The 20255-nt window shown below is 40.5% G+C and carries 15 protein-coding genes; 12 read left to right on the top strand and 3 right to left on the bottom strand.

Annotated elements, in window-relative coordinates; all coding sequences use genetic code 11:
• The first annotated feature begins 197 nt into the window (after nucleotides 1-197).
• The 3 genes from panC (at nucleotide 198) to radA (ending at nucleotide 2882) form a co-directional block, all read left to right on the top strand.
• Entirely contained in the window at nucleotides 198-1046 is an 849-nt protein-coding gene (panC, locus tag DDZ16_RS04760; protein WP_109263573.1) for a pantoate--beta-alanine ligase, read from the top strand.
• 2 nt (nucleotides 1047-1048) lie between these two features.
• Entirely contained in the window at nucleotides 1049-1399 is a 351-nt protein-coding gene (panD, locus tag DDZ16_RS04755; protein WP_109263298.1) for an aspartate 1-decarboxylase, read from the top strand.
• 112 nt (nucleotides 1400-1511) lie between these two features.
• The gene (gene radA, locus DDZ16_RS04750) at nucleotides 1512-2882 is read left to right on the top strand and encodes a DNA repair protein RadA (RefSeq protein ID WP_109263297.1); all 1371 of its coding nucleotides are present in this window, start codon (nucleotides 1512-1514) and stop codon (nucleotides 2880-2882) included.
• 96 nt (nucleotides 2883-2978) lie between these two features.
• Here the strand turns inward: radA and DDZ16_RS04745 are convergent, their stop codons facing one another.
• Nucleotides 2979-5339: a transglycosylase domain-containing protein gene (locus tag DDZ16_RS04745; protein WP_109263296.1), complete on the bottom strand. Its 2361-nt coding sequence runs from the start codon at nucleotides 5337-5339 to the stop codon at nucleotides 2979-2981.
• A 292-nt stretch (nucleotides 5340-5631) separates the two neighbouring features.
• Here DDZ16_RS04745 and topA point away from each other — a divergent pair, with 292 nt between their 5' ends.
• Genes topA through porN form a run of 7 tightly spaced genes read left to right on the top strand, consistent with a single transcriptional unit; the run spans nucleotide 5632 to nucleotide 15299 of the window.
• A complete protein-coding gene (gene topA / locus DDZ16_RS04740) occupies nucleotides 5632-8064 on the top strand; it encodes a type I DNA topoisomerase (protein ID WP_109263295.1) in 2433 nt (810 codons plus the stop codon).
• A gap of 30 nt (nucleotides 8065-8094) precedes the next feature.
• Nucleotides 8095-9276 (top strand): arginase family protein, encoded by a 1182-nt coding sequence (locus DDZ16_RS04735; RefSeq protein ID WP_109263294.1) that lies wholly within the window; start codon nucleotides 8095-8097, stop codon nucleotides 9274-9276.
• A 50-nt stretch (nucleotides 9277-9326) separates the two neighbouring features.
• A complete protein-coding gene (locus DDZ16_RS04730; protein ID WP_109263293.1) occupies nucleotides 9327-10397 on the top strand; it encodes a PorP/SprF family type IX secretion system membrane protein in 1071 nt (356 codons plus the stop codon).
• A 34-nt stretch (nucleotides 10398-10431) separates the two neighbouring features.
• Nucleotides 10432-11760: a T9SS ring complex lipoprotein PorK/GldK gene (porK, locus tag DDZ16_RS04725; RefSeq protein ID WP_109263292.1), complete on the top strand. Its 1329-nt coding sequence runs from the start codon at nucleotides 10432-10434 to the stop codon at nucleotides 11758-11760.
• 34 nt (nucleotides 11761-11794) lie between these two features.
• Complete coding sequence (porL, locus tag DDZ16_RS04720) at nucleotides 11795-12772, top strand: type IX secretion system motor protein PorL/GldL (RefSeq protein ID WP_109263291.1); 978 nt, start codon at nucleotides 11795-11797, stop codon at nucleotides 12770-12772.
• 38 nt (nucleotides 12773-12810) lie between these two features.
• Nucleotides 12811-14364 carry a type IX secretion system motor protein PorM/GldM gene (porM, locus tag DDZ16_RS04715; RefSeq protein WP_109263290.1) on the top strand — a complete coding sequence of 518 codons (1554 nt, stop codon included), beginning with the start codon at nucleotides 12811-12813 and terminating at the stop codon, nucleotides 14362-14364.
• 26 nt (nucleotides 14365-14390) lie between these two features.
• The gene (gene porN, locus DDZ16_RS04710; RefSeq protein WP_109263289.1) at nucleotides 14391-15299 is read left to right on the top strand and encodes a type IX secretion system ring subunit PorN/GldN; all 909 of its coding nucleotides are present in this window, start codon (nucleotides 14391-14393) and stop codon (nucleotides 15297-15299) included.
• 238 nt (nucleotides 15300-15537) lie between these two features.
• Here the strand turns inward: porN and DDZ16_RS04705 are convergent, their stop codons facing one another.
• Nucleotides 15538-16611 (bottom strand): mannose-1-phosphate guanylyltransferase, encoded by a 1074-nt coding sequence (locus tag DDZ16_RS04705; RefSeq protein ID WP_109263288.1) that lies wholly within the window; start codon nucleotides 16609-16611, stop codon nucleotides 15538-15540.
• Between the two features lie 121 nt (nucleotides 16612-16732).
• On the opposite strand from DDZ16_RS04705, the gene DDZ16_RS04700 reads away from it, so the two are divergent.
• Both DDZ16_RS04700 and DDZ16_RS04695 read left to right on the top strand, forming a co-directional pair.
• The gene (locus tag DDZ16_RS04700) at nucleotides 16733-17473 is read left to right on the top strand and encodes an MlaE family ABC transporter permease (protein WP_109263287.1); all 741 of its coding nucleotides are present in this window, start codon (nucleotides 16733-16735) and stop codon (nucleotides 17471-17473) included.
• Complete coding sequence (locus tag DDZ16_RS04695) at nucleotides 17470-18228, top strand: ABC transporter ATP-binding protein (RefSeq protein WP_109263286.1); 759 nt, start codon at nucleotides 17470-17472, stop codon at nucleotides 18226-18228. The genes DDZ16_RS04700 and DDZ16_RS04695 overlap by 4 nt, the downstream gene beginning before the upstream one ends.
• Nucleotides 18229-18259: 31 nt before the next feature.
• On the opposite strand, the gene DDZ16_RS04690 is transcribed toward DDZ16_RS04695, so the two are convergent.
• A complete protein-coding gene (locus tag DDZ16_RS04690; protein WP_109263285.1) occupies nucleotides 18260-19708 on the bottom strand; it encodes a S41 family peptidase in 1449 nt (482 codons plus the stop codon).
• Nucleotides 19709-20255 lie beyond the last annotated feature (547 nt).

Here is a 20255-nt window from a genome sequence, read left to right as displayed (position 1 = left end):
TTAGTGGTTTGATGTTTTACACCCTCGTATTCTTTATCATAAATGAAATCAGATACTGATGAAAGGTTCTTTTCGATATGAGATTTATTTTCTTACTTTGTCCCGTTTTTTAAACTTTGTTGTTAAGCCTTTTTGGATATAGTTTTGGCGGTGACACTGTTTTTAATGTTTTACCGGATTGCCTTGAAAGTTTGAACATGGAATTGATAAAAACTTCAAATGAATTGAACCAGCGGCTTTCAGCTGCAAGGGGAAAAGGAAAGTCGATAGGATTTGTACCTACCATGGGGGCTTTACATCAGGGGCATCTGTCTCTTGTTGAAGAAGCCGGCAGGGGATGCGACCTGGTTGTGGTGAGTGTATTTGTAAATCCCACACAATTTAATGACCCCAAAGATCTGGACCGCTATCCGCGTGATTTGGATGCAGATATGGAAATGTTGGCTAAATCCCCCTGTGAACTTGTTTTTGCTCCATCTGTTGAAGAGGTATACCCTAAACCTGACACAAGGGTTTTCGATTTTGGCCAGTTGGAAGAAGTGATGGAGGGGAAGCATCGGCCGGGGCATTTTAACGGAGTGGCTCAGGTGGTAAGCCGACTTTTTGACATGGTAAAGCCGGATAAAGCTTTCTTCGGACAAAAAGATTTTCAACAAATGGCAATTGTCAGGGATATGGTGCAACAATTAAATCTTGGAACAGATATTGTTGCATGTCCTATAGTTAGAGAGTCCGATGGACTTGCCATGAGCTCAAGGAACAGGTTGTTGACGAAAAAACATCGAAAAAGTGCCCCGTTGATAGCCAAAACTTTATCGGAATCTTGTAATTTTGTGCAGTCAAAAAAGGTGGCAGATGCAAAAACGTTTGTTGAGAATGTCATAAATTCTGATGATAACCTTGAATTGGAGTATTTTGAAATTGTGGACGGTCAAACCCTTCAGCCGGTTGACAACTGGGCCGAAAGCAATTATATTGTTGGATGTATTGCTGTTTTTGCCGGTGAAATCCGGCTTATTGATAATGTAATTTACAAAATTGCGTAGTAATGAACATTGAGGTTGTAAAATCTAAATTACACAATGTTACGGTCACTGAAGCCAATCTTAATTATGTGGGTAGTATTACCATTGATGAGGAATTAATGAATGCTGCCAATATTCTTGAGAATGAAAAGGTGCAGGTGGTTAATAACAACAATGGAGAGCGCCTGGAAACCTATGTGATTAAGGGAGAACCCGGTTCAGGAGTGATTTGCCTGAATGGGGCCGCTGCTCGCAAGGTAGCTGTAGGTGATGTTGTTATTATCATTACCTATGCCTCTATGTCGCTTGAAGAGGCCAAAGCTTATAAACCGGTGTTTGTTTTTCCTGACACCCCAACGAATAAGCTTGTTTAAATTTTGAGTTTAATTTTTTAAAAAAATAAGCCCCGGTTAACCGGGGTTTTTTATTTTTGAATGATTAGTGAAAAGAAAATCATAATAGATTAGGTTCTTAAAGCAAAATTCCATGGCCAAGACAAAAACCGTTTTTGTATGTCAAAATTGTGGTGCCGAGTCTCCCAAGTGGGTGGGTAAGTGTTATGCCTGCGGGGAGTGGAATACATATGTGGAAGAGGTAGCTATCACCGGAAAGACCAAAGATAAAAGATTAACACTTTCTCTTGGAAGCGAGAAACAAAAGCCTCAGACAGTATCTTCGGTGAAAGTCAGCGATATTCCCCGTATTGACACCAGGGTAGGAGAGCTCAACAGGGTTTTGGGAGGTGGTATTGTACCTGGTTCCCTGGTTTTGCTCGGAGGAGAACCCGGAATTGGGAAATCTACCCTGGTGCTGCAAATGGCCATGAAATTAACTTCTCAGAAAATTCTTTACATTTCAGGAGAGGAGAGTCCCCAGCAAATTAAACTTCGCGCCGATAGGTTGAGTGACCTTGATGGCGAACACTGTTTGTTGGTTGGGGAAACTTCGCTGGAACAGATTTTGGTGCACATTGAAAATGAGAATCCCGGTTTTGTGGTGATTGACAGTATTCAAACCATGGAGCGGGAAGCGATTGAATCAGCACCTGGAAGTGTCTCGCAGATAAGGGAATGTACCGCTGCTGTTTTAAAAGTGGCTAAAGAGAAGAATATACCTGTTCTGTTAATAGGGCATATCAATAAAGAGGGTAATCTTGCAGGGCCAAAAGTGCTTGAACACATTGTGGATGTGGTTCTTCAATTTGAAGGCGACCGCCATTACATGTACCGTATTTTGCGTTCCATAAAAAACCGTTTTGGATCGACTTCGGAGATCGGCATTTTTGAGATGCAAAGCGATGGATTGCGCGAGGTGAGCAATCCTTCTGAAATGTTGATGGCGCATCATGAAGAAGAAATGAGCGGGATAGCTATTGCTGCAACGATGGAGGGAATTCGGCCATTTATGATTGAAGTGCAGGCCCTTGCAAGTACAGCGGCTTACGGAACGCCTCAGCGTTCTTCGACAGGATTTGATTTGCGGAGATTAAATATGTTGTTGGCTGTTTTGGAAAAAAGGGCAGGATTTAAATTGGCAGCAAAAGATGTCTTTCTGAATATTGCCGGAGGACTTAAAGTGAGTGATCCCGCTATTGATTTGGCTGTGGTTGCTGCTATTCTTTCTTCAAATACCGATTTGAATGTTCCGGGAGATGTTTGTCTGACCGGGGAAGTAGGCCTCTCCGGAGAAATCAGACCGGTGACCAGAATAGAACAACGAGTTAGCGAGGCTGAGAAATTAGGGTTTAAGTCAATCGTAGTGCCCAGGTATAACCGGGGAATCAACTTTGAGGATTACAATATTAAAGTTGTTCAGGCGTCAAAAATAGAGGAGGCATTTCGTTTTCTTTTTGCTTAACTAAAAGGGGTATGAGAATATGAATCTGTTAATCAGGTAGAATGTCAGGTGAGTGATTACAAAAAAGGAGAGCGTTTGGCTCTCCTTTTTTGGGTGCTAGAAAAATTCTTCTTCTGTTTGAATGGTATCTGAATGGCCATTTTCCCCAAAATCATCTTCACTGGCAGAAACATCTTCATCGGGACAAACCAGGCTTATGTTGAAGTTTACCGGCTCGTAAAACTCATCTTCCTGGGTGACCGGTATTTCTTCATCTTCATAAATTTTTTGCATGTACAAAGCCCATATGGGAAGTGCCATATTGGCACCCTGACCAAGTCCGATGTTGTCGAAGTGGATGTCTCTGTCTTCGCCACCAACCCAAACACCCGAAACCAGGTTGGGAGTTACCCCCATGAACCACCCGTCGGAGTGATTCTGTGTTGTTCCGGTTTTGGCTCCAATTTGTGCGTCAAATTGATATCTGTATCTTAGTCTGATTCCTGTTCCCTGATTGACAACCCCTTCAAGCAGGTTGAGCATTAAGAATGCCGTTTCTTCGCTCAAGACCTCTTTTTTTCTCGGGTTGAAATTAGATATCACATTTCCGTATCTGTCTTCTATACGGGTTACCATCAATGGCTCAACATGTACTCCTTTATTGGCATACGTACAGTATGCTGAAACCATTTCGTCCAGGCCGAATTCGGGAACTCCCAATACAATCGAAGGAACCGGATCCATCGGGCTTTTGATTCCCATATCCTGAATAAGGTTAACGACTGCTTCTGGATTGAATTGCTTAAGTACCCAAGCGGTAATATTGTTGTTGGAATTGGCCAGCCCCCATTTTAAAGAAACCATTTCTCCTGCTCTTTTTGAGCCTGAATTTCTGGGTGTCCAGGTTTTTCCGGTTATCAGATTGAATGTTTGAGGTATGTTTGGTACCATGTCGCATGGCGTCAACCCTTCCTGCATCGCCAGAGTGTATACAAATGGCTTGATTGTGGAGCCCACCTGCCGTTTACCCATGGATACCATGTCATATTTAAAATGTTGATAGTTGGGGCCGCCAACGTATGCCCTTACATGCCCTGAGTGCGGATCCATGGAAAGCATGCTGGCACGCAGGAATGACTTGTAGTAATGGATAGAGTCCAACGGGCTCATGATGGTATCAATATTTCCCTGCCAACTGAAAACTTCCATTTCCACCGGCTTCTCAAAATTGGCCATAATAGAATCCTTCTCCATGCCTTCGCTCCTGAGGTGTCGGTAACGGTCTGAATTGCGCATGGCCCTGGAAATGATACTTTCGTACTGTTCTTCGGTGATATTTCTTGTAAATGGTGCTCTGGTTCGCCCTTCCTTTTCGTTGAAAAACAGTGGTTGCAAATCTTCCCCCAGGTGTTCGGCCATTGCCTTCTCGGCATACTGCTGCATGCGGCTGTCGATGGTGCTGAAAATTCTTAAGCCATCACTGTATATATCATATTTGGTCCCATCAGCCTTGAGGGTCTTGTTTACCCACCCAAAAAGCGGATCATTAATCCAGGCAATACTATCTTCAAGAAACGTTTGCTCTTGCCATGAGGCATAATCTTCTCTTTCGGGTTTGTCGGCAGTAAGTGTTAACCTTATGTACTCCCGGAAATAAGGGGCCAAACCATGAATGTGGTCGTCTCTTTGAAAACGGATATCAAGAGGCAGAATTTTTAAGCTGTCGTATTCTTCAGAATTAATGTGCCCGGCCTTTTGCATCTGATTTAAAACTACATTTCGTCTGGCCTGTGTGAGGTCAGGTCGCCGTATTGGATTAAACAGAGACGGGTTTTTGAGCATGCCTATCATGGTGGCAGCTTCTTCAATATGAATAGAATCAAGGGGCTTGCTGAAGAATGTATGGGAAGCAGATTCAATGCCATAAGCGCCATAAATGAAAGGGGCTTTATTTAGGTACATGGTCAGAATTTCCTGTTTGGTATAACTGCGTTCAAGCTTAACAGCAATCACCCATTCTTTAAGTTTTTGCAGACTTCTTTCCCAAAGGTTCTGAGCCGGATCATGAAATAGAAGCTTTGCCAATTGCTGAGTTATGGTACTTCCACCACCGGAACTCTCTTCTCCCATGATAATGGTCCTGAAAAGTACCCTGGCAAGTCCCCGCGCATCAATTCCCGAATGCTTGTAAAATCTAACATCTTCTGTTGAAATTAAAGCATCAATGACATGTTGGTTCAATTCATCGTATTCAACATTGGTCCGGTTTTCGTGGAAGAATTTGCCAAGAGTTTCACTGTTTGATGAGTAAAGGATGGTCGCTAGATTGCTTTTGGGGTTTTCCAATTCCTCGAAGCTGGGCATAAATCCCAATGTGCCCTTAGAAATGAGGAAAAACAAGAGAATTGAAAAAAACAATAAAGCAATGAACAGGCCGTAAAGCCAGCGTAAGTATTTTTTCAAACGAGATTGTTCCATCGGACGTCTTTAATTAAAAGTTTAGCAAAGCTTTAAACGAAAACCTGACTCCTTTGTTCTGCATTTTACCACAAAAAGTGAACCAGTTTAAGAGGGGCTAAAATTACAAAAAAAACCATGAATTACTGATGATTCAAATTATTCTCAAATATATGTTTTCATTAAGCTGAATGGTTGTTTATACAAATTTATAAACGACGAGAAAAGAATATATTTGATTGCTGTTAACAATATTTTATAAATTTGGCCCCAAATAAGAAAGAGCCTCCGGGTTAATATCAAAATTTAGAAGATGGCGAAAAAAGAGAAGGCAACAGAAGAGAATCTGGTTATTGTGGAGTCCCCCGCAAAGGCCAAAACGATCGAAAAATTTCTGGGAAAGAACTATTTGGTCAAGTCCAGCTTTGGTCACATTCGTGATTTGGCAAAGAAGGATTTTGGAATCGATTTAGCGCATAACTATCAGCCACAATATGTAGTTTCCGATGATAAAAAGGAGGTGGTAAATGAGTTGAAATCTCTTTCAAAAAATGCGCAAACTGTATGGCTGGCTTCCGATGAAGACCGTGAAGGAGAGGCCATCGCCTGGCACCTGAGCGAGACGCTTGAGCTTCATTCAGATAAGACTAAGAGGATTGTTTTTCATGAAATTACCAAAGATGCTATTCTTCGAGCTATTGAAACTCCTCGTGATATAGACAGCAACCTTGTAAATGCTCAGCAGGCCCGTCGTGTATTGGATCGTCTGGTGGGTTTCGAGCTTTCTCCGGTTCTCTGGAAAAAAGTAAAACCTTCACTATCTGCAGGTCGGGTTCAGTCTGTTGCAGTGCGTTTATTGGTTGAACGGGAGCGGGAGATATTTGATTTCAAGGCGGAGTCAGCTTTTCGGGTATCTGCCATTTTTTCTGTTGAAGAAAAGGGAAAAAAGAATGAATTCAAAGCTGATCTCAATCATCGGTTTAAAACTGCAGAAGAAGCTCACGCTTTTCTTGAATCTTGCTCGGATGCCAACTTTAAAGTGGCTTCTGTTACAAAAAAGCCATCAACCAAAACACCCGCCGCGCCATTTACTACTTCTACTTTACAGCAGGAAGCAGCCCGTAAACTTGGGTTTAGCGTAGGACAAACCATGTCGGTGGCTCAGAAACTTTACGAAGCAGGTAAGATTACCTACATGAGAACGGACTCGGTCAATCTGGCTAAGTCAGCAGTCAACGCAGTAGTCTCCTCCATTAAATCCGAAATGGGTGATAAATATGTAAAAGTAAGGCAGTACAAAACCAAATCAAAAGGTGCCCAGGAAGCTCACGAAGCCATCCGGCCTACCTATCCCGAAATAGACTCTGTGGGAGGAACTGCAACAGAGAAAAAGCTGTACGATCTTATATACAAACGTACCATGGCATCTCAAATGAGTGATGCTGTTATAGAGAAGACTACTATCAATATTGATGTGGACGGACAAAAGCATCACTTCGTAGCTTCCGGAGAGGTAGTTAAGTTTGATGGATTTTTGAGGGTTTATATTGAATCTACCGATCAGGAAGAGGATGAGGAGTCAGCCTCATTTCTGCCTCCTATGCAGCAAAATGACTTGCTGGATCTGAAAAAACTTGAAGCCCGACAGAGATTTTCACAAAAGCCATACAGGTATTCAGAGGCGAGCCTGGTTCGAAAACTGGAAGAATTAGGTATTGGACGTCCCTCAACCTATGCTCCTACAATCAGCACTATTCAGCAAAGAGGCTACGTGGTGAAAGAGGATCGTCAGGGAAGTCCGCGCCCATATCAATATCTATGGTTGGAAAACGGGACCGTGAAGCAGGAGGAAAAAACTGAAATGGCCAATGCCGAAAGAAATAAGTTGTTCCCCACAGATATTGCCATGGTTGTTAATGACTTTTTAGTTAATTATTTCCCCAATGTGGTCAGCTATGACTTTACTGCGAAGGTGGAGCAGGAGTTTGACGAAATAGCATTGGGGAAAGTAGAGTGGCAAAAAGCGATTGACGATTTTTATAAGCCATTTCACCATCAGGTGGAGGAAACTTTGGAGAAATCGGAAAGAAAAACCGGCGAACGTATATTGGGGAATGATCCTAAAACCGGCAAGCCGGTAAGTGTGCGAATTGGTCGATTTGGGCCAATGGCTCAGTTAGGGAGCTCTGAAGATGAGGAAAAACCCAGATATGCTCCTTTGACCAGAGAACAGCATCTGGAGACCATAACTTTTGAGGAAGCACTTAAGCTGTTTGATTTGCCACGGGATCTTGGAACTTATGAAGACAAAAAAGTGGTAGTTGGTATTGGTCGTTTTGGCCCTTATGTAAGACATGATGGGAAATTTGCCTCCTTGAAAAAGGGTATTGATGATCCGATGACCATTGATTTGCCGAGGGCAATAGAGCTGATTGAAGAGAAGCGTGAACGTGATAATAAAAAGACTATTAAAACGTTTGAAGAGGACAAGGATCTTCAGGTACTTAATGGACGATGGGGGCCTTACATTAGTTATAAAAAGAAGAATTACAAGATTCCAAAAGACAAAGAAGCTGCCAGTTTAAGTTACGATGAGTGTCTCAAGCTGGTTGAAGAAGGAGATAAAACCAAAAAAACCAAGAGTACAAAAGGGAAAAAGAAGGCAGCTTCCACCAAATCGACAACCAAGTCCGGCACAAAAACTAAAAAGAAACCAGAAGCAAAATCAACATCTAAAAGCAAATAATTTATGCTTTCTAATTTTTAAAATTTCGTTGTGGAATTATTTCATTACCTTCAGCCTCCTAAGAAAAACTGGATAGCTTATCCGGGGATTCCCAATCAACAATCCCTTGGAGGAGAAGTCGATTTTTTCGATGGAACCGAGGGGTGGTTTCAACGGGCAAAGATAGATGTTGCTATTTTAGGAGTTCCTGAAGGTCGCAACAGTGATTTTAAAGATTCTGAAAATGTCCCTTCTGAGGTGAGACGATGGCTTTATGGGATGCGAAATGTATCATCAGATGTCAGAATAGCTGATTTGGGTGATGTACTCGGAAATACTTTGAATGATCGTTATCAGGCATTAGGGGATGTGGTTTCAGCCCTTGTTCGTGAAAATATTCAGGTATTATTGATAGGTGGTTCGCAGGATTTAAGCCTGCCTGCCAGTAGATTTGTAAGTAATTATCCGGGAAAATATAATATCGCTGTATTCGACACGTTTTTAGATGTAGATGTGTTGAGCCAGGATTTTTCCGCTTCCTCATTCATACCAAAACTTGTTGAGGATTTAGGTGAAAGTCTGGAGGAAATTAGTTTTCTTGGGAATCAATTGTATTACTGCTCAAAGGAGCAGGAAGAATATTTGAGGAATCATTATTTCCCTGTATACAGGCTCAGACAACTTAGAGGTGAAAAGATTGATCAATGCGAAGTGGTATTGAGAGATTCCACTGTAATGAGCTTTGATATGACATCAGTAAAGGGGGAGCCCGGCCCAGTAGAAGGAATGTTAATGCCCAATGGGTTTTCGCATGAAGAAGCCTGCCGGATTTTTTGGTATGCAGGAGCTAGTGATAACTTAAAGTTAGCAGCTTTATTTAACCTCACTTCCCTTGCAAGAGGAGATGGAAATTCGCATTCCGGGCCTCTCGGAGCGCAAATGCTTTGGCATTTTCTTGAAGGTTATGGAGCCAGATGGCGGGATTTTCCATTCCGACCGTTAGAGGATTATGAACTGAAGGTTGTTTATTTCGAGGAATTTGATGAAAATTTAAGTTTTTATTATAATTCAGAAAATGAACGGTGGTGGATTAAAGTGCCAGATTCATCTTGCGAAAAGATAGTAGCATGTCATTCTGATGATTATCGGTTGGCGCTTGAAAAAGAGTTACCTGAGGTTTGGTGGCGTTACTTCTTGAAAACCAATGAGAGTGTAGACTTGAATAAGCGATAATTAGGAGTTTCTGAATAAAAAACGAAACCTTTACCTGTCAAAATTAGTATATGGATTTAGCTTTTTGCGTGAAATATATACGTTCTTATTGTTGTTGCAAGGGTCTGTTTGAGAAAATGATAAAGGTTTTGCAAGTTGAGGGAACCAATAGCATTTCACCTATTTTTAACAAAATAAAAAGTAGGAGTTTTGTTTTTTTTCTTTTATTTTGCATTTCTTCTGGTCTTTATGGACAGTTTGATCCAATGTTCAGCCAGAATATGTTTAATCCTCTTAATGGGAATCCGGGATATGCAGGAAGCAGCGGCCGGATGAATGTTGTTCTGATGAACAGAAATCAGTGGGTTGGATATGAAGGAGCCCCGGTTACAACGGTTGCCGGAGCTGATGCAGCAATTAATGTTTTTGGGAAAAGAGCAGGTGTTGGTTTGGAGGTTATGAACGACGAAATTGGAGCATTCAATAACCTCACGATAAGAGCTTCCCTGGCCAGACGATTTTTGTTTCCCGGTGGAGAGTTAGGACTAGGAATCTCAACCGGAATCATAAGTCAGAGTTTTGATGGTTCAGGAATGTTTATTCCGGAAAGTGATTATCATCAACAAAATGATCCATCGGTGCCAACAGAAAAATTGAGTGGTTTTACGCCTGATTTTGGCGTTGGAGCGTTTTTTCAAAGCCACGAATGGTATGCAGGAGTGGGTGTTCAGCATTTATTTGCTCCGGAACCAAACTTTAAAGAAGATTTTTACGTATATGTGCACCGTTCCTTATTCCTAGCGGCTGGTTACACATTTGATATGGAAGAAAGAATCTTTGATATTGAGCCTTCCATCTATATTAGGCAGGGAGGAGGAAGTTGGCAGGTTGATTTAAATACCAACTTTCTGTTCAGAGATAAATATTGGGCCGGATTAACATACAGGTATCAGGATGCAATTGTTGTATTGGCTGGCTTAAAATTAAGGAATGGAATTAGAGCAGGTTATAGTTATGATATAACAACTTCTCAGTTGTCAAATGCCCAAACAAACGGCTCGCACGAGATTGTGATAGGTTATTCGTTTGATTTGAATATTGACAAGCAGAAGAAACGATATAAAAGTGTCAGGTTTTTGTAAATAAATACGAACATAATAGATTATCCGAAATACTATGAAGAAAGTACTTGCCCTGAGTGTCATCGTAGTCACAATTTTAAGCGGATGCGGCAAATCCGGCGGTGGAGAACTGGTCGGTGTGTCTCGAAAAGCAGCCTTTTATGAACCGGATCCTTACGGAATGATTTTTATTCCACAAGGAAGTTTTAATATGGGCCCTGCTGATGAAGACATTGCTTACACAATGAATTCTCAAAAGAGGACTATTTCAGTGCCTTCCTTCTGGATGGATGAAACTGAAATTACAAACTCTGAGTATCGTCAGTTTGTATACTGGGTACGTGATTCTATTGCCCGCAGACTACTTGGAGAACAATTTGAAGAATTTGTTATTGCTGAAGATCAGTTTGGAAATCCGATTGATCCTCCTTATCTCGACTGGAGTGTCCCAATTGAATGGGACGATGAAGAGTACTCAGCTATTTTGGAAGAAATGTTCCTCCCCGAAAATGAGCGGTTCTTCAGACGAAAAGAGGTTGATACAAGAAAATTGGTCTATGATTACCAATGGGTTGACTTGCAGCAAGCTGCCAAAAAAACCAATCGGTACAACTACGAAACAAAGGAATACGAAGGTATTGCATACGATCAGTACGGAGAGGAAAGAGAAATTACCGACCGCTCAGCGTTTATTATGAGTGACCAGGTATTGGTTTATCCCGATACACTTTGCTGGATTTCTGATTTTACTTACTCTTTTAATGAGCCTCTTACAGAAAAGTATTTCTGGCATCCCGGATTTGATGAATATCCTGTAGTCGGTGTCACCTGGAAACAAGCTTCAGCATTTGCAATTTGGCGTACTCAGCTCTTGAACAATTATCTGGCGAGCAAGGGAGAGCCTGTTGTTATGAATTACCGCTTGCCAAGTGAAGCTGAATGGGAGTATGCTGCCCGTGGAGGATTAGATCAGAATAAATATCCTTGGGGAGGTTATTATACCAGGAACAATCAGGGCTGTTTCTTAGCAAACTTTAAACCATTGCGTGGTCGTTATGGCGACGATGGTGGAATGTATACCATTTCTGTAGCAAATTATGCTCCTAATGATTTCGGATTATTCGATATGTCAGGAAATGTTGCAGAATGGACTTCAAGTGCTTACGATGAATCATCTTATGGTTTTATGCACGATATGAGCCCAACATATAAATACAATGCTCGGCCTGATGATCCTGAAGTAATGAAGAGAAAGGTGATTCGTGGAGGCTCCTGGAAGGATATTGGATACTTTTTGCAGAATGGCATTCGTACTTATGAGTATCAGGATTCATCCAAGTCTTACATCGGATTTCGTTGTGTGAGAGATTTTATTGGAAGTTAGTTTTTAAGGACAGGAAAAGAAAAAAGTTAAGATTATGGGTCTTTCGGAATTTGTTCAGAGCCCGGCCTATAAGAAGGTGATGGGTAAGGTTTACGGTTTTGGTGCCGCATTGGTGCTTGCTGGGGCCTTGTTTAAAATACAACACTATCCCGGGGCTGGACTTATGTTGTTGATTGGTATGGGAACGGAGATTGTTATTTTTGCTCTCTCTGCTTTTGAGCCTCCGCATGAAATGCCTGACTGGAGTTTAGTGTATCCGGAGTTGGTAGGTCTTGATCCAAAGGAAGAAGGTCGTCACCAGGGTGGCGGTGGTACTGGTGGTGGAAGCGATCTGGCTGCATTAATTGAAAGCGGAACACTCGAACCAGAGGTTGTGGAGAAGTTGAGCCAGGGGATTAAGAAACTTACCGCTACAACCGGCCAACTTTCTGATTTAAGTGATGCTTCCTTTGCCACCGAAAGTTATCTTCAAAGTATGAAGATGGCCTCTGAATCGGTAAACAAGCTATCAAATTCTCAAAGCAAAAGTGTTCAGGAGGTTGAGGCATTGAGCAATAGCTATAAAGAGACTGCTCAAAAAGTATCAGAAGGAGGTGCTAAACTCGCTGAAAATATGGTGAATGCCGGCAGTAGTATTTCCAAAGATATTCAAAACTCAGGACAGGAATTAGCCAACTCATATAAAAGTCTGAGTCAGTTGATGGCAGGCAATGCAGATCAATTGGCCAGTCATTCTGAAAATTATAACCAAAATTTAGGTGAAGCTAATAAGCAGTTGTCGGCCATAAATTCAGTTTATGAAATGCAGCTGAAAAGTTTCTCGGCTCAAATGGAAGCGTCCAAAAATGTTACTGGACAGTTAAATGCCATTCATGAGGAACTTGGTAAGTCCGTTGATGATGCTAAGGCCTATAAAGAAGAAGTAGGAAAGCTTAATCAGACCATAGGCGAGTTGAATACAATATATGGAAACATGCTCAGTGCAATGAACATGGGGAGCAGTAAGTCGTAAACCACGGGAAGTAATAACCTTAAACAAATTTTTTTGATATGAGTGGTGGAAACTGTCCTGAAACGCCAAGGCAAAAGATGATCGGAATGATGTATCTTTTTCTCACGGCGATGTTAGCTCTCAATGTTTCCGGAGAATTGCTGAAGGCTTTTCAATTAGTGGATGAGAGTATCCAAAAGACCATCGAAACGATGGAGCAAAAAACAGATATGCTTTACAGTGAATTCCGAAGTGCATATGAGTTTAATGAGGATAAGGTTGAGGAAAAATATTTAGATGCCATGACTGTGCAGCAAGAAGCAGATAGTCTGGTAAAGCACATTGAAGATATAAAGTATTTAATTGTTCGTGCCGTTGATAATCCCGAAGCCACGCCCGATAATTACAGTGGTATAGATAACCAGGATATTGCAGCACAGAAAATGATTACTGAGAAAGGTGGAGCCCGAAGCGAGGAATTGAAGAATCATTTGAAACATTACCGTGATACCTTATTGTCCATGGTGGCTGAGGAAGATACAACTTTGATGGATGCTATTAACAGCACATTGACCCCGAAGGATCCACCAGCGGAAGAGGGTGTTGAAAAAAGTTGGGAGAGTGAGAAATTCGAGCATCTTCCTGTTTCTGCTTCATTGGCGTTAATGAGTCAGCTTCAAAGTGAAGTTCGAAATGTGGAATCGGATGTTGTACGATATCTTTATGGTAAAATTGATGAAGGAGCTTTTGTTTTTAATAAAATTGAAGCAATAGTTATTCCAAGATCAGAATATGTGATTAGAGGAGATGAGTATTATGCAGAAATAATGTTGGCTGCAAGGGATACTACTCAGCCTCCCGTTGTTACAGTAAATGGGAAAGAATTGCCTATTGAAAACGGTCGCGGAATTTTGAGGATTCCTGCAAACAGCACTGGCGAAAAGGAGTGGAGTGGTGAAATAGCTGTGATGGGACCAGATGGGACCTACAAACGGAGAGATGTTTCAGGAGAATTTCTTGTATCGCAGCCAAGTGTAGTTATTTCTCCCACCAAAATGAATGTATTTTATGTTGGTGTTGAGAATCCGGTTGAAGTATCTGTTCCGGGAGTACCAAGTGAAGATCTTGATGTTAGAATTACAAATGCCCGGATGACCAAAAAAGGAAGTAATCAATACGCTGTAATGCCGAACTCTAATGCCATTGGACGTGAGGCTGTTATTTCGGTTAGGGCCAATATCAATGATCAGAGCCAAAGCCTTGGAAGTCAGAAATTTCGCGTGAAACGCGTGCCTGACCCGGTTGCAACAGTTGCAGGCATGCGCGGTGGTTCAATAAACAAGAATTTGTTGCTTGCCCAGAGGGCGGTAATTGCCAAAATGGATAATTTCGATTTTGACCTTACTTTTAGGGTCGTAAGTTTTACGGTCTCTACCATAAAAAGTGGTTATTTGCAATCAGTCAGCAGTGAAAGTGCAGTAATTACAACGGAACAAAAAGAACTGATCCGTAATTCCGGTGTTGGAAGTGCTGTCATGATCAACAACATAATGGCTAAAGGGCCTGATGGATCTACCCGGGATTTGGGATCGATCAGCTTTACATTGAATTAAAATTTTGAATTGAAAAATATCTTACGATGAGAAAACAACTTCTTATTCTTTTTTTGATTTCTGTTTTAGGGGCAGGAGCCTTTGATTCAGTTGCGCAGGAGACCAATTCCGACAATCTCCCTATTGATGGCTTGTTTGAAAAGAAACATGTTGTGAATCGCGAACCTGTGCCTTATCCCAGTATTAGGGAAGCCGATGTCTTATGGGCAAAAAAGGTCTGGCGGGTTATCGACTTAAGAGAAAAAATGAATCTCCCTCTTTATTATCCGACTACTCCGATGGATGATCGTTACAGTTTAATTGATCTTATACTTAAAGGGGTTCTTGGAAAACAAGGCGATGGCGTTTTAGGAGATGTTACTGCTTATTCAGCTCTATCTGATGACGAATTTAAAATTCCTTTAGAGTCAGAGGATGATGTTCTGGAAACTATGGGAGCCGGTACTGAAACTGTTCTGATTGAACAGGAAGATGGCCCCCCAATCGAACAGGAAGTTGTAAAAGGAGCTCAGACTCTCCAGGTTAAACAGGTAATGGTTAAAGAGATTTGGTACTTTGACCGGAACTATTCACGATTGGATGTTCGAATTGTTGGGTTATGTCCTATTAGAGAGTATGTTGAAGAAGGAATGGAGAACGTTGAAGGCGCCGGAGATGGTGGAGTTGTTAAGAGACAAGCGTTTTGGGTCTATTTCCCTGAAGTTAGAGACCTTTTTGCTCAGCATGAGGTGTTTAACCCAATGAACGACTCTCAAAGAAGAAGCTTTGATGATATTTTTATCAAAAGATATTTCGGAAGTTACATTGTAAAAGAAGCCAATGTCTTTGATAATCGAACTATTGAAGACTACACTGTAGGCAAAGAAGCTATTTTGGAGTCTAAAAGAATTGAACAGGAAATTTTCCAATGGGAACATGACCTTTGGAAGTTCTAGGTAATGATATAAAAGATGTTATCTCATCATAATAAAAAAACCCCGGCTTTCTTGCCGGGGTTTTTTTATTGTAGAGTTTTTGTGACAATACTCCGTTGAAATTTTACAATAGATTTGTAATCAATTGATTACAAGAACATCCTCTTTCCTGGTAATGTAAAGAATTTCAGCATGATACGAATGATCTTACATCTAATATCTATAAATCTAACGATCTATTGTGTGAATAATCAGAATATTATTCTTTGCCAAATTCGGTTTTGATATCTGTGGTGAATTGACGAATTTGTTGCTCATTTTGTTTAGGACAGATCAATAGAGCATCACCCGAATCGACTACAATGTAATCGGTCAGTCCCTGAACCACCGCCACTTTGTCCTCCGGAACATTCACAATAGAACCGTCAGTATCATAAAGCAATGTTTTACCATTAATTACAGCATTGCCGGCTTTATCCTGGGCAGAGTATTCGTAAAGAGAAGACCATGTACCCAGATCCGACCATCCAAAATTAACGGTTTCTACAAAAACATTTTCTGCTTTTTCCATTACACCGTAATCGATGGAAATATTTTTGCATTCGGCGTATACATCACTAATTTGAGCATCATCTGTATCAGGGGCTGTTGAAATTGGGTCAAACAGCTGTTTTACTTCTTTAAGATGTACGTCAAATGCATTGTTAATTGACTTTAATGACCAGATAAAGATTCCTGAATTCCAATAAAACTCGCCACTCTCATAAAAAACTTTAGCCAAGTCCGCATTTGGTTTTTCTGTAAACGTTTTTACCTTATTAAATGGGCTGCCTTCATTTACTGATTGGCCTGCCTGAATGTATCCATAGCCAGTCTCAGGTCTGTGCGGCTTAATGCCAAGTGTCAACAAAGCCTCATTTTCATTTACAAAGTCTAACCCTTGTTGAATGGCTTTATGGAATTCAGACTCATTGATGATAAGGTGGTCTGCAGGTGTCACAACTATGTTCGCGTCCGGATTTCGGTCTTCAATCCATTTGTTTGCAAAAGCAATGCAAGGAGCCGTATTTCTCCTGAAAGGTTCGGTTAAGACTTGTTCGGGTTTTAGTTCCGGTAGTTGATCTAGTACCATTTCTTTGTAATCGCTGCTGGTAACAACAATTACATTTTCATCAGGGCATAATGGAGAAAATCTTTCGTATGTTTGGCGAAGAAGACTTTTCCCTGTTCCAAGAATATCAAGAAATTGTTTTGGACTATCGGTTTTACTCAAAGGCCAAAAACGGCTTCCTATACCTCCGGCCATGATGACACAAAATGTGTTGCTTTTCATGTTATTATCTCTTTGTTGTTATTATTTGATTAACAATGGTTAGCGGAAAATGGTTGTTTCTTTTGCCTCATTCCGGTTTAATTGCACTAAATTAGTCACAATTTTAAGAAAAAATTGGATAATGAGATTTTTGTTTCATACTGGTCGTTATTTTCTTTTCCTGAAAAGAGTATTTGGACGCCCCGTCAAACATCGGATTTTTTTTCGACAAATTATCGATGAAATCGATGACCTTGGAGTTGGATCATTGGGGATTGTTGGTATAATATCTGTGTTTATTGGTGCTGTTATTACTTTGCAAACTGCATACAATATTGAATTACCCATAATTCCCAGGTATACCGTAGGTTTAGCTGCCCGGGATACTATTTTGCTGGAGTTTTCATCCACCATTGTGTCATTGATTTTGGCCGGGAAAGTGGGATCACACATTGCCTCCGAGATAGGTACCATGCGTGTTACCGAACAAATAGATGCTTTGGATGTAATGGGGATCAATTCTGCAGGATATCTGGTGCTTCCTAAAGTTGTTGCCATGGTGTTTATCAATCCTTTTTTGGTTATGATCAGTATGGGGATTGGTATTTTTGGCGGTTGGATGGCCTGTGTTACCACCGGTGTGGTTCCTTCTGCCGAGTTTATTTACGGTATACAATATGCTTTTATTCCATTTTATGTTTTGTATTCTTTGATCAAATCCCTGGTTTTTGGATTTTTGATAGCTTCTATTTCCGGATATTGGGGGTACTACACCTCAGGAGGAGCACTCGAAGTAGGGCGTTCCAGTACAAGAGCTGTTGTTGTGAGCAGTATTCAGATTTTATTGTTTAATCTTATTCTAACTCAACTTTTATTGGCATGATTGAAGTACACGGAGTTTATAAAGCATTTGAAGGGGTCAGAGTATTGAAAGATGTTTCAGCAACATTTGAGACAGGAAAAACTAATTTAATTATTGGGCAAAGTGGTTCCGGAAAAACAGTGCTGCTAAAATCTATTGTCGGGCTTCATCAGGTTGATGAGGGCGAAATTTTTTATGACAATCGAAGCTTTACCGGGATGCATGATAAAGCCAGAAAAGGTATTCGTAAGGAAATGGGGATGCTTTTTCAGGGATCTGCACTGTTTGATTCAAAGACTGTTGAAGAAAATGTAAGGTTTCCCTTAGATGTTTTTTCTGATATGTCTTTCTCAGATAGAAGGGATCGTGCAAATTTTTGTCTTCAACGGGTTCACCTGGAAAACGTCAATAATTTGTTCCCTTCAGAATTAAGCGGGGGGATGCAAAAGCGGGTGGCAATTGCCAGGGCTATATCTTTAAACCCAAAATACCTTTTTTGTGATGAGCCTAACTCCGGGCTTGATCCCCGAACTTCTATCGTGATTGATAATCTGATTTATGAAATTACTAAAGAGTTTAATATGACTACGATCGTCAATACTCATGACATGAACTCTGTGATGGGCATCGGTGAAAAAGTGGTTTTTATTGCCCAGGGAGAGAAAGGTTGGGAAGGAACAAAGGATGATATATTGAAGTCCGACAATGAAAGGTTGAATGATTTTATATATGCCTCAAAGTTTCTAAAAAAACTAAGGGCTGAAGTCAATAAATGACTAAGCCCTTAGGTGTAAATTAATATCGGTGTTATTCTTGGATATTCATGATTTCAGATGGATTAACCCACATTCTTGATCGGTTTGGATATAATTTTTGTTTTAGCTTTTGGGATTGATCAAACCTTACATTAGCTGATTTAAGACTCCCCATTTCATCTTCATAGATAAACGGTTCTCCGGTTATTTCCGAAATAGCTTTTGCCATGAATAGTTCTTTTGGATCTCCCAATTCATAGGGAAAGAGGTAAAAATAATCATCTAATTCAATATCAGGGCTAAGGCCCTCGCTGTAATTAATGCTATTTGTAGCATTGATTGATCTTAAAATAATTGGTTGGATGGCCCAGTTGTGGTTAGCCTGATCTGAAAAGGTAGTTGAAGCATAATATTTTCCATGAGTTGTTGTTCCTATTTGAATGACATCCATGTAAGGCTCCAGCCCATAAATAATCATTTCGCTCGCCGATGCTGTGGATGCTGTAGTTAAAACATAAAACTTTTCCAGCCCCAGGTTGAAACCGTTTTCTTCAAATTTTATTTTTAAATCATCTGTAGAAAAACCTGGGTCTCTTTTGAATTCATTGGTTAGAAAATTATTGAAAACCCTTTCAATAAAAGTATTTCTTGCATTTCCCGGAGAAACAATCATGTCGCCTAATAATGCGGCTGTTGAAACGGCGCCGCCTCCGTTATATCGCAGATCAAATACCAGATCAGTTACGCCTGCGGTTTTAAACTCAGAAAAAGCACTTACAAGAGCCGTGTCATAATTAGCGACAAAAGAGGAATAAGCAAGATATCCAATTTTATGACCCAACGTATCAATAACTGTTGACTCAATTACGGGATGGAGGTTCGTTTCAATAGCCTCAATATTTACTTTGGAAACTTCAATAATCTCATTATTGGCGTTAAACTCACCGAGAGTAGCTTCAAATATATCCCTGCTAAGTAAATCGGAAAAATTTTGGTCGTCGATTATTTCTCCATCAATCTTGTATATCATATCCCCCCTTTTCAATCCAGCCTCTTCAGCAGGAGTATCTCTATGTACATATTCAATAAAGGCAATTACCTGATTGCTTGTTGAATTGAGGTATATCGGCATTAGAGAATACCCTGTGCTTTTTTGAACTCCGGCAAAGTAGTTGATTAAGGCACCATAGTCGTCCGTTATAAACGACCATCTGTCATCTGGCTTTTTCAGCAGGCTGTCAAAATACAATTCTGAGTCTTCAATCTCTTTTGGTCCAAGTTCCGGCATCTCTTCATTCCAAAAATAGTATATTGACATGGTATCTTCAACAAAGCTGTTTACCAATAGGGTTTCATTGTCAATCGTCACTTCATCTTCTTCTTCCTCGTCTGGTTTTTCTTTGTTTTTAACAAGTTCCTCATCTTCTGAGCAGGCAGCCAGTAATGAAATTGATAAAAGAGTAGTACCAAGTAAAAATAAATACTTAAAAGCGTTTTTCATACGGTTTTTCTTTTTGGTTCGTTTCTTCAAAGGTAATAATTAAATAAAAATGGATTAGTTTGACTTTGCGGTCTAATTTCTCTAAAGTTATTCTTTGTTGCTTTTTTAAATGTTCAAAAACTGTACCTGAAAATAAGCGACTTAAACAAAAAGCTCAAAAAAGATTGCAAAAGGGTTTGGAGAAACGAAATAATATCTGTTATCTTTGCACCCGCTTTGCGAGAGAGACCAACGGGTTTCGGGGGCAGATAAGCTGAAATACTGACAATATTTGATAGTTAATTTTGAGAGTCGGAAGCGACACTAAAAAAACTTGAAAAATAAATTTGGCAGATTAAAAAACTTCACTTATCTTTGCACTCGCTTTTGAAAAATCTGACGGTCGCCGAAAGAGGCGCTAAGACAAGAAAGACAAAGCAAGGAGGGAGGTTAAGAGTGGAGTCAGGCATTGACTAAAACTATTAACTAACCACTAAATAAAAAAAAGATCTTTGACATTATTAATGCAAAACCAAAAAGCAAGGTAAAAGCGGATCCTAACAAGTCA

Origin of the sequence: Marinilabilia rubra (genome assembly GCF_003121985.1) — a bacterium.
Taxonomy (GTDB): Bacteria; Bacteroidota; Bacteroidia; order Bacteroidales; family Marinilabiliaceae; genus Marinilabilia; species Marinilabilia rubra.
This window is presented reverse-complemented; position numbering and strand designations above follow the sequence as displayed.

Bases quoted from the DNA above. Each gene is read 5' to 3' on its own strand.
- porK (WP_109263292.1), top strand. From the start codon at position 10,432: ATGAAGAAAGTACTTGCCCTGAGTGTCATCGTAGTCACAATTTTAAGC.
- DDZ16_RS04705 (WP_109263288.1), bottom strand. From the start codon at position 16,611: ATGAAAAGCAACACATTTTGTGTCATCATGGCCGGAGGTATAGGAAGC.
- topA (WP_109263295.1), top strand. From the start codon at position 5,632: ATGGCGAAAAAAGAGAAGGCAACAGAAGAGAATCTGGTTATTGTGGAG.
- DDZ16_RS04695 (WP_109263286.1), top strand. From the start codon at position 17,470: ATGATTGAAGTACACGGAGTTTATAAAGCATTTGAAGGGGTCAGAGTA.
- DDZ16_RS04690 (WP_109263285.1), bottom strand. From the start codon at position 19,708: ATGAAAAACGCTTTTAAGTATTTATTTTTACTTGGTACTACTCTTTTA.
- porN (WP_109263289.1), top strand. From the start codon at position 14,391: ATGAGAAAACAACTTCTTATTCTTTTTTTGATTTCTGTTTTAGGGGCA.
- porL (WP_109263291.1), top strand. From the start codon at position 11,795: ATGGGTCTTTCGGAATTTGTTCAGAGCCCGGCCTATAAGAAGGTGATG.
- DDZ16_RS04700 (WP_109263287.1), top strand. From the start codon at position 16,733: ATGAGATTTTTGTTTCATACTGGTCGTTATTTTCTTTTCCTGAAAAGA.
- panD (WP_109263298.1), top strand. From the start codon at position 1,049: ATGAACATTGAGGTTGTAAAATCTAAATTACACAATGTTACGGTCACT.
- panC (WP_109263573.1), top strand. From the start codon at position 198: ATGGAATTGATAAAAACTTCAAATGAATTGAACCAGCGGCTTTCAGCT.
- DDZ16_RS04730 (WP_109263293.1), top strand. From the start codon at position 9,327: ATGGATTTAGCTTTTTGCGTGAAATATATACGTTCTTATTGTTGTTGC.
- porM (WP_109263290.1), top strand. From the start codon at position 12,811: ATGAGTGGTGGAAACTGTCCTGAAACGCCAAGGCAAAAGATGATCGGA.
- radA (WP_109263297.1), top strand. From the start codon at position 1,512: ATGGCCAAGACAAAAACCGTTTTTGTATGTCAAAATTGTGGTGCCGAG.
- DDZ16_RS04745 (WP_109263296.1), bottom strand. From the start codon at position 5,339: ATGGAACAATCTCGTTTGAAAAAATACTTACGCTGGCTTTACGGCCTG.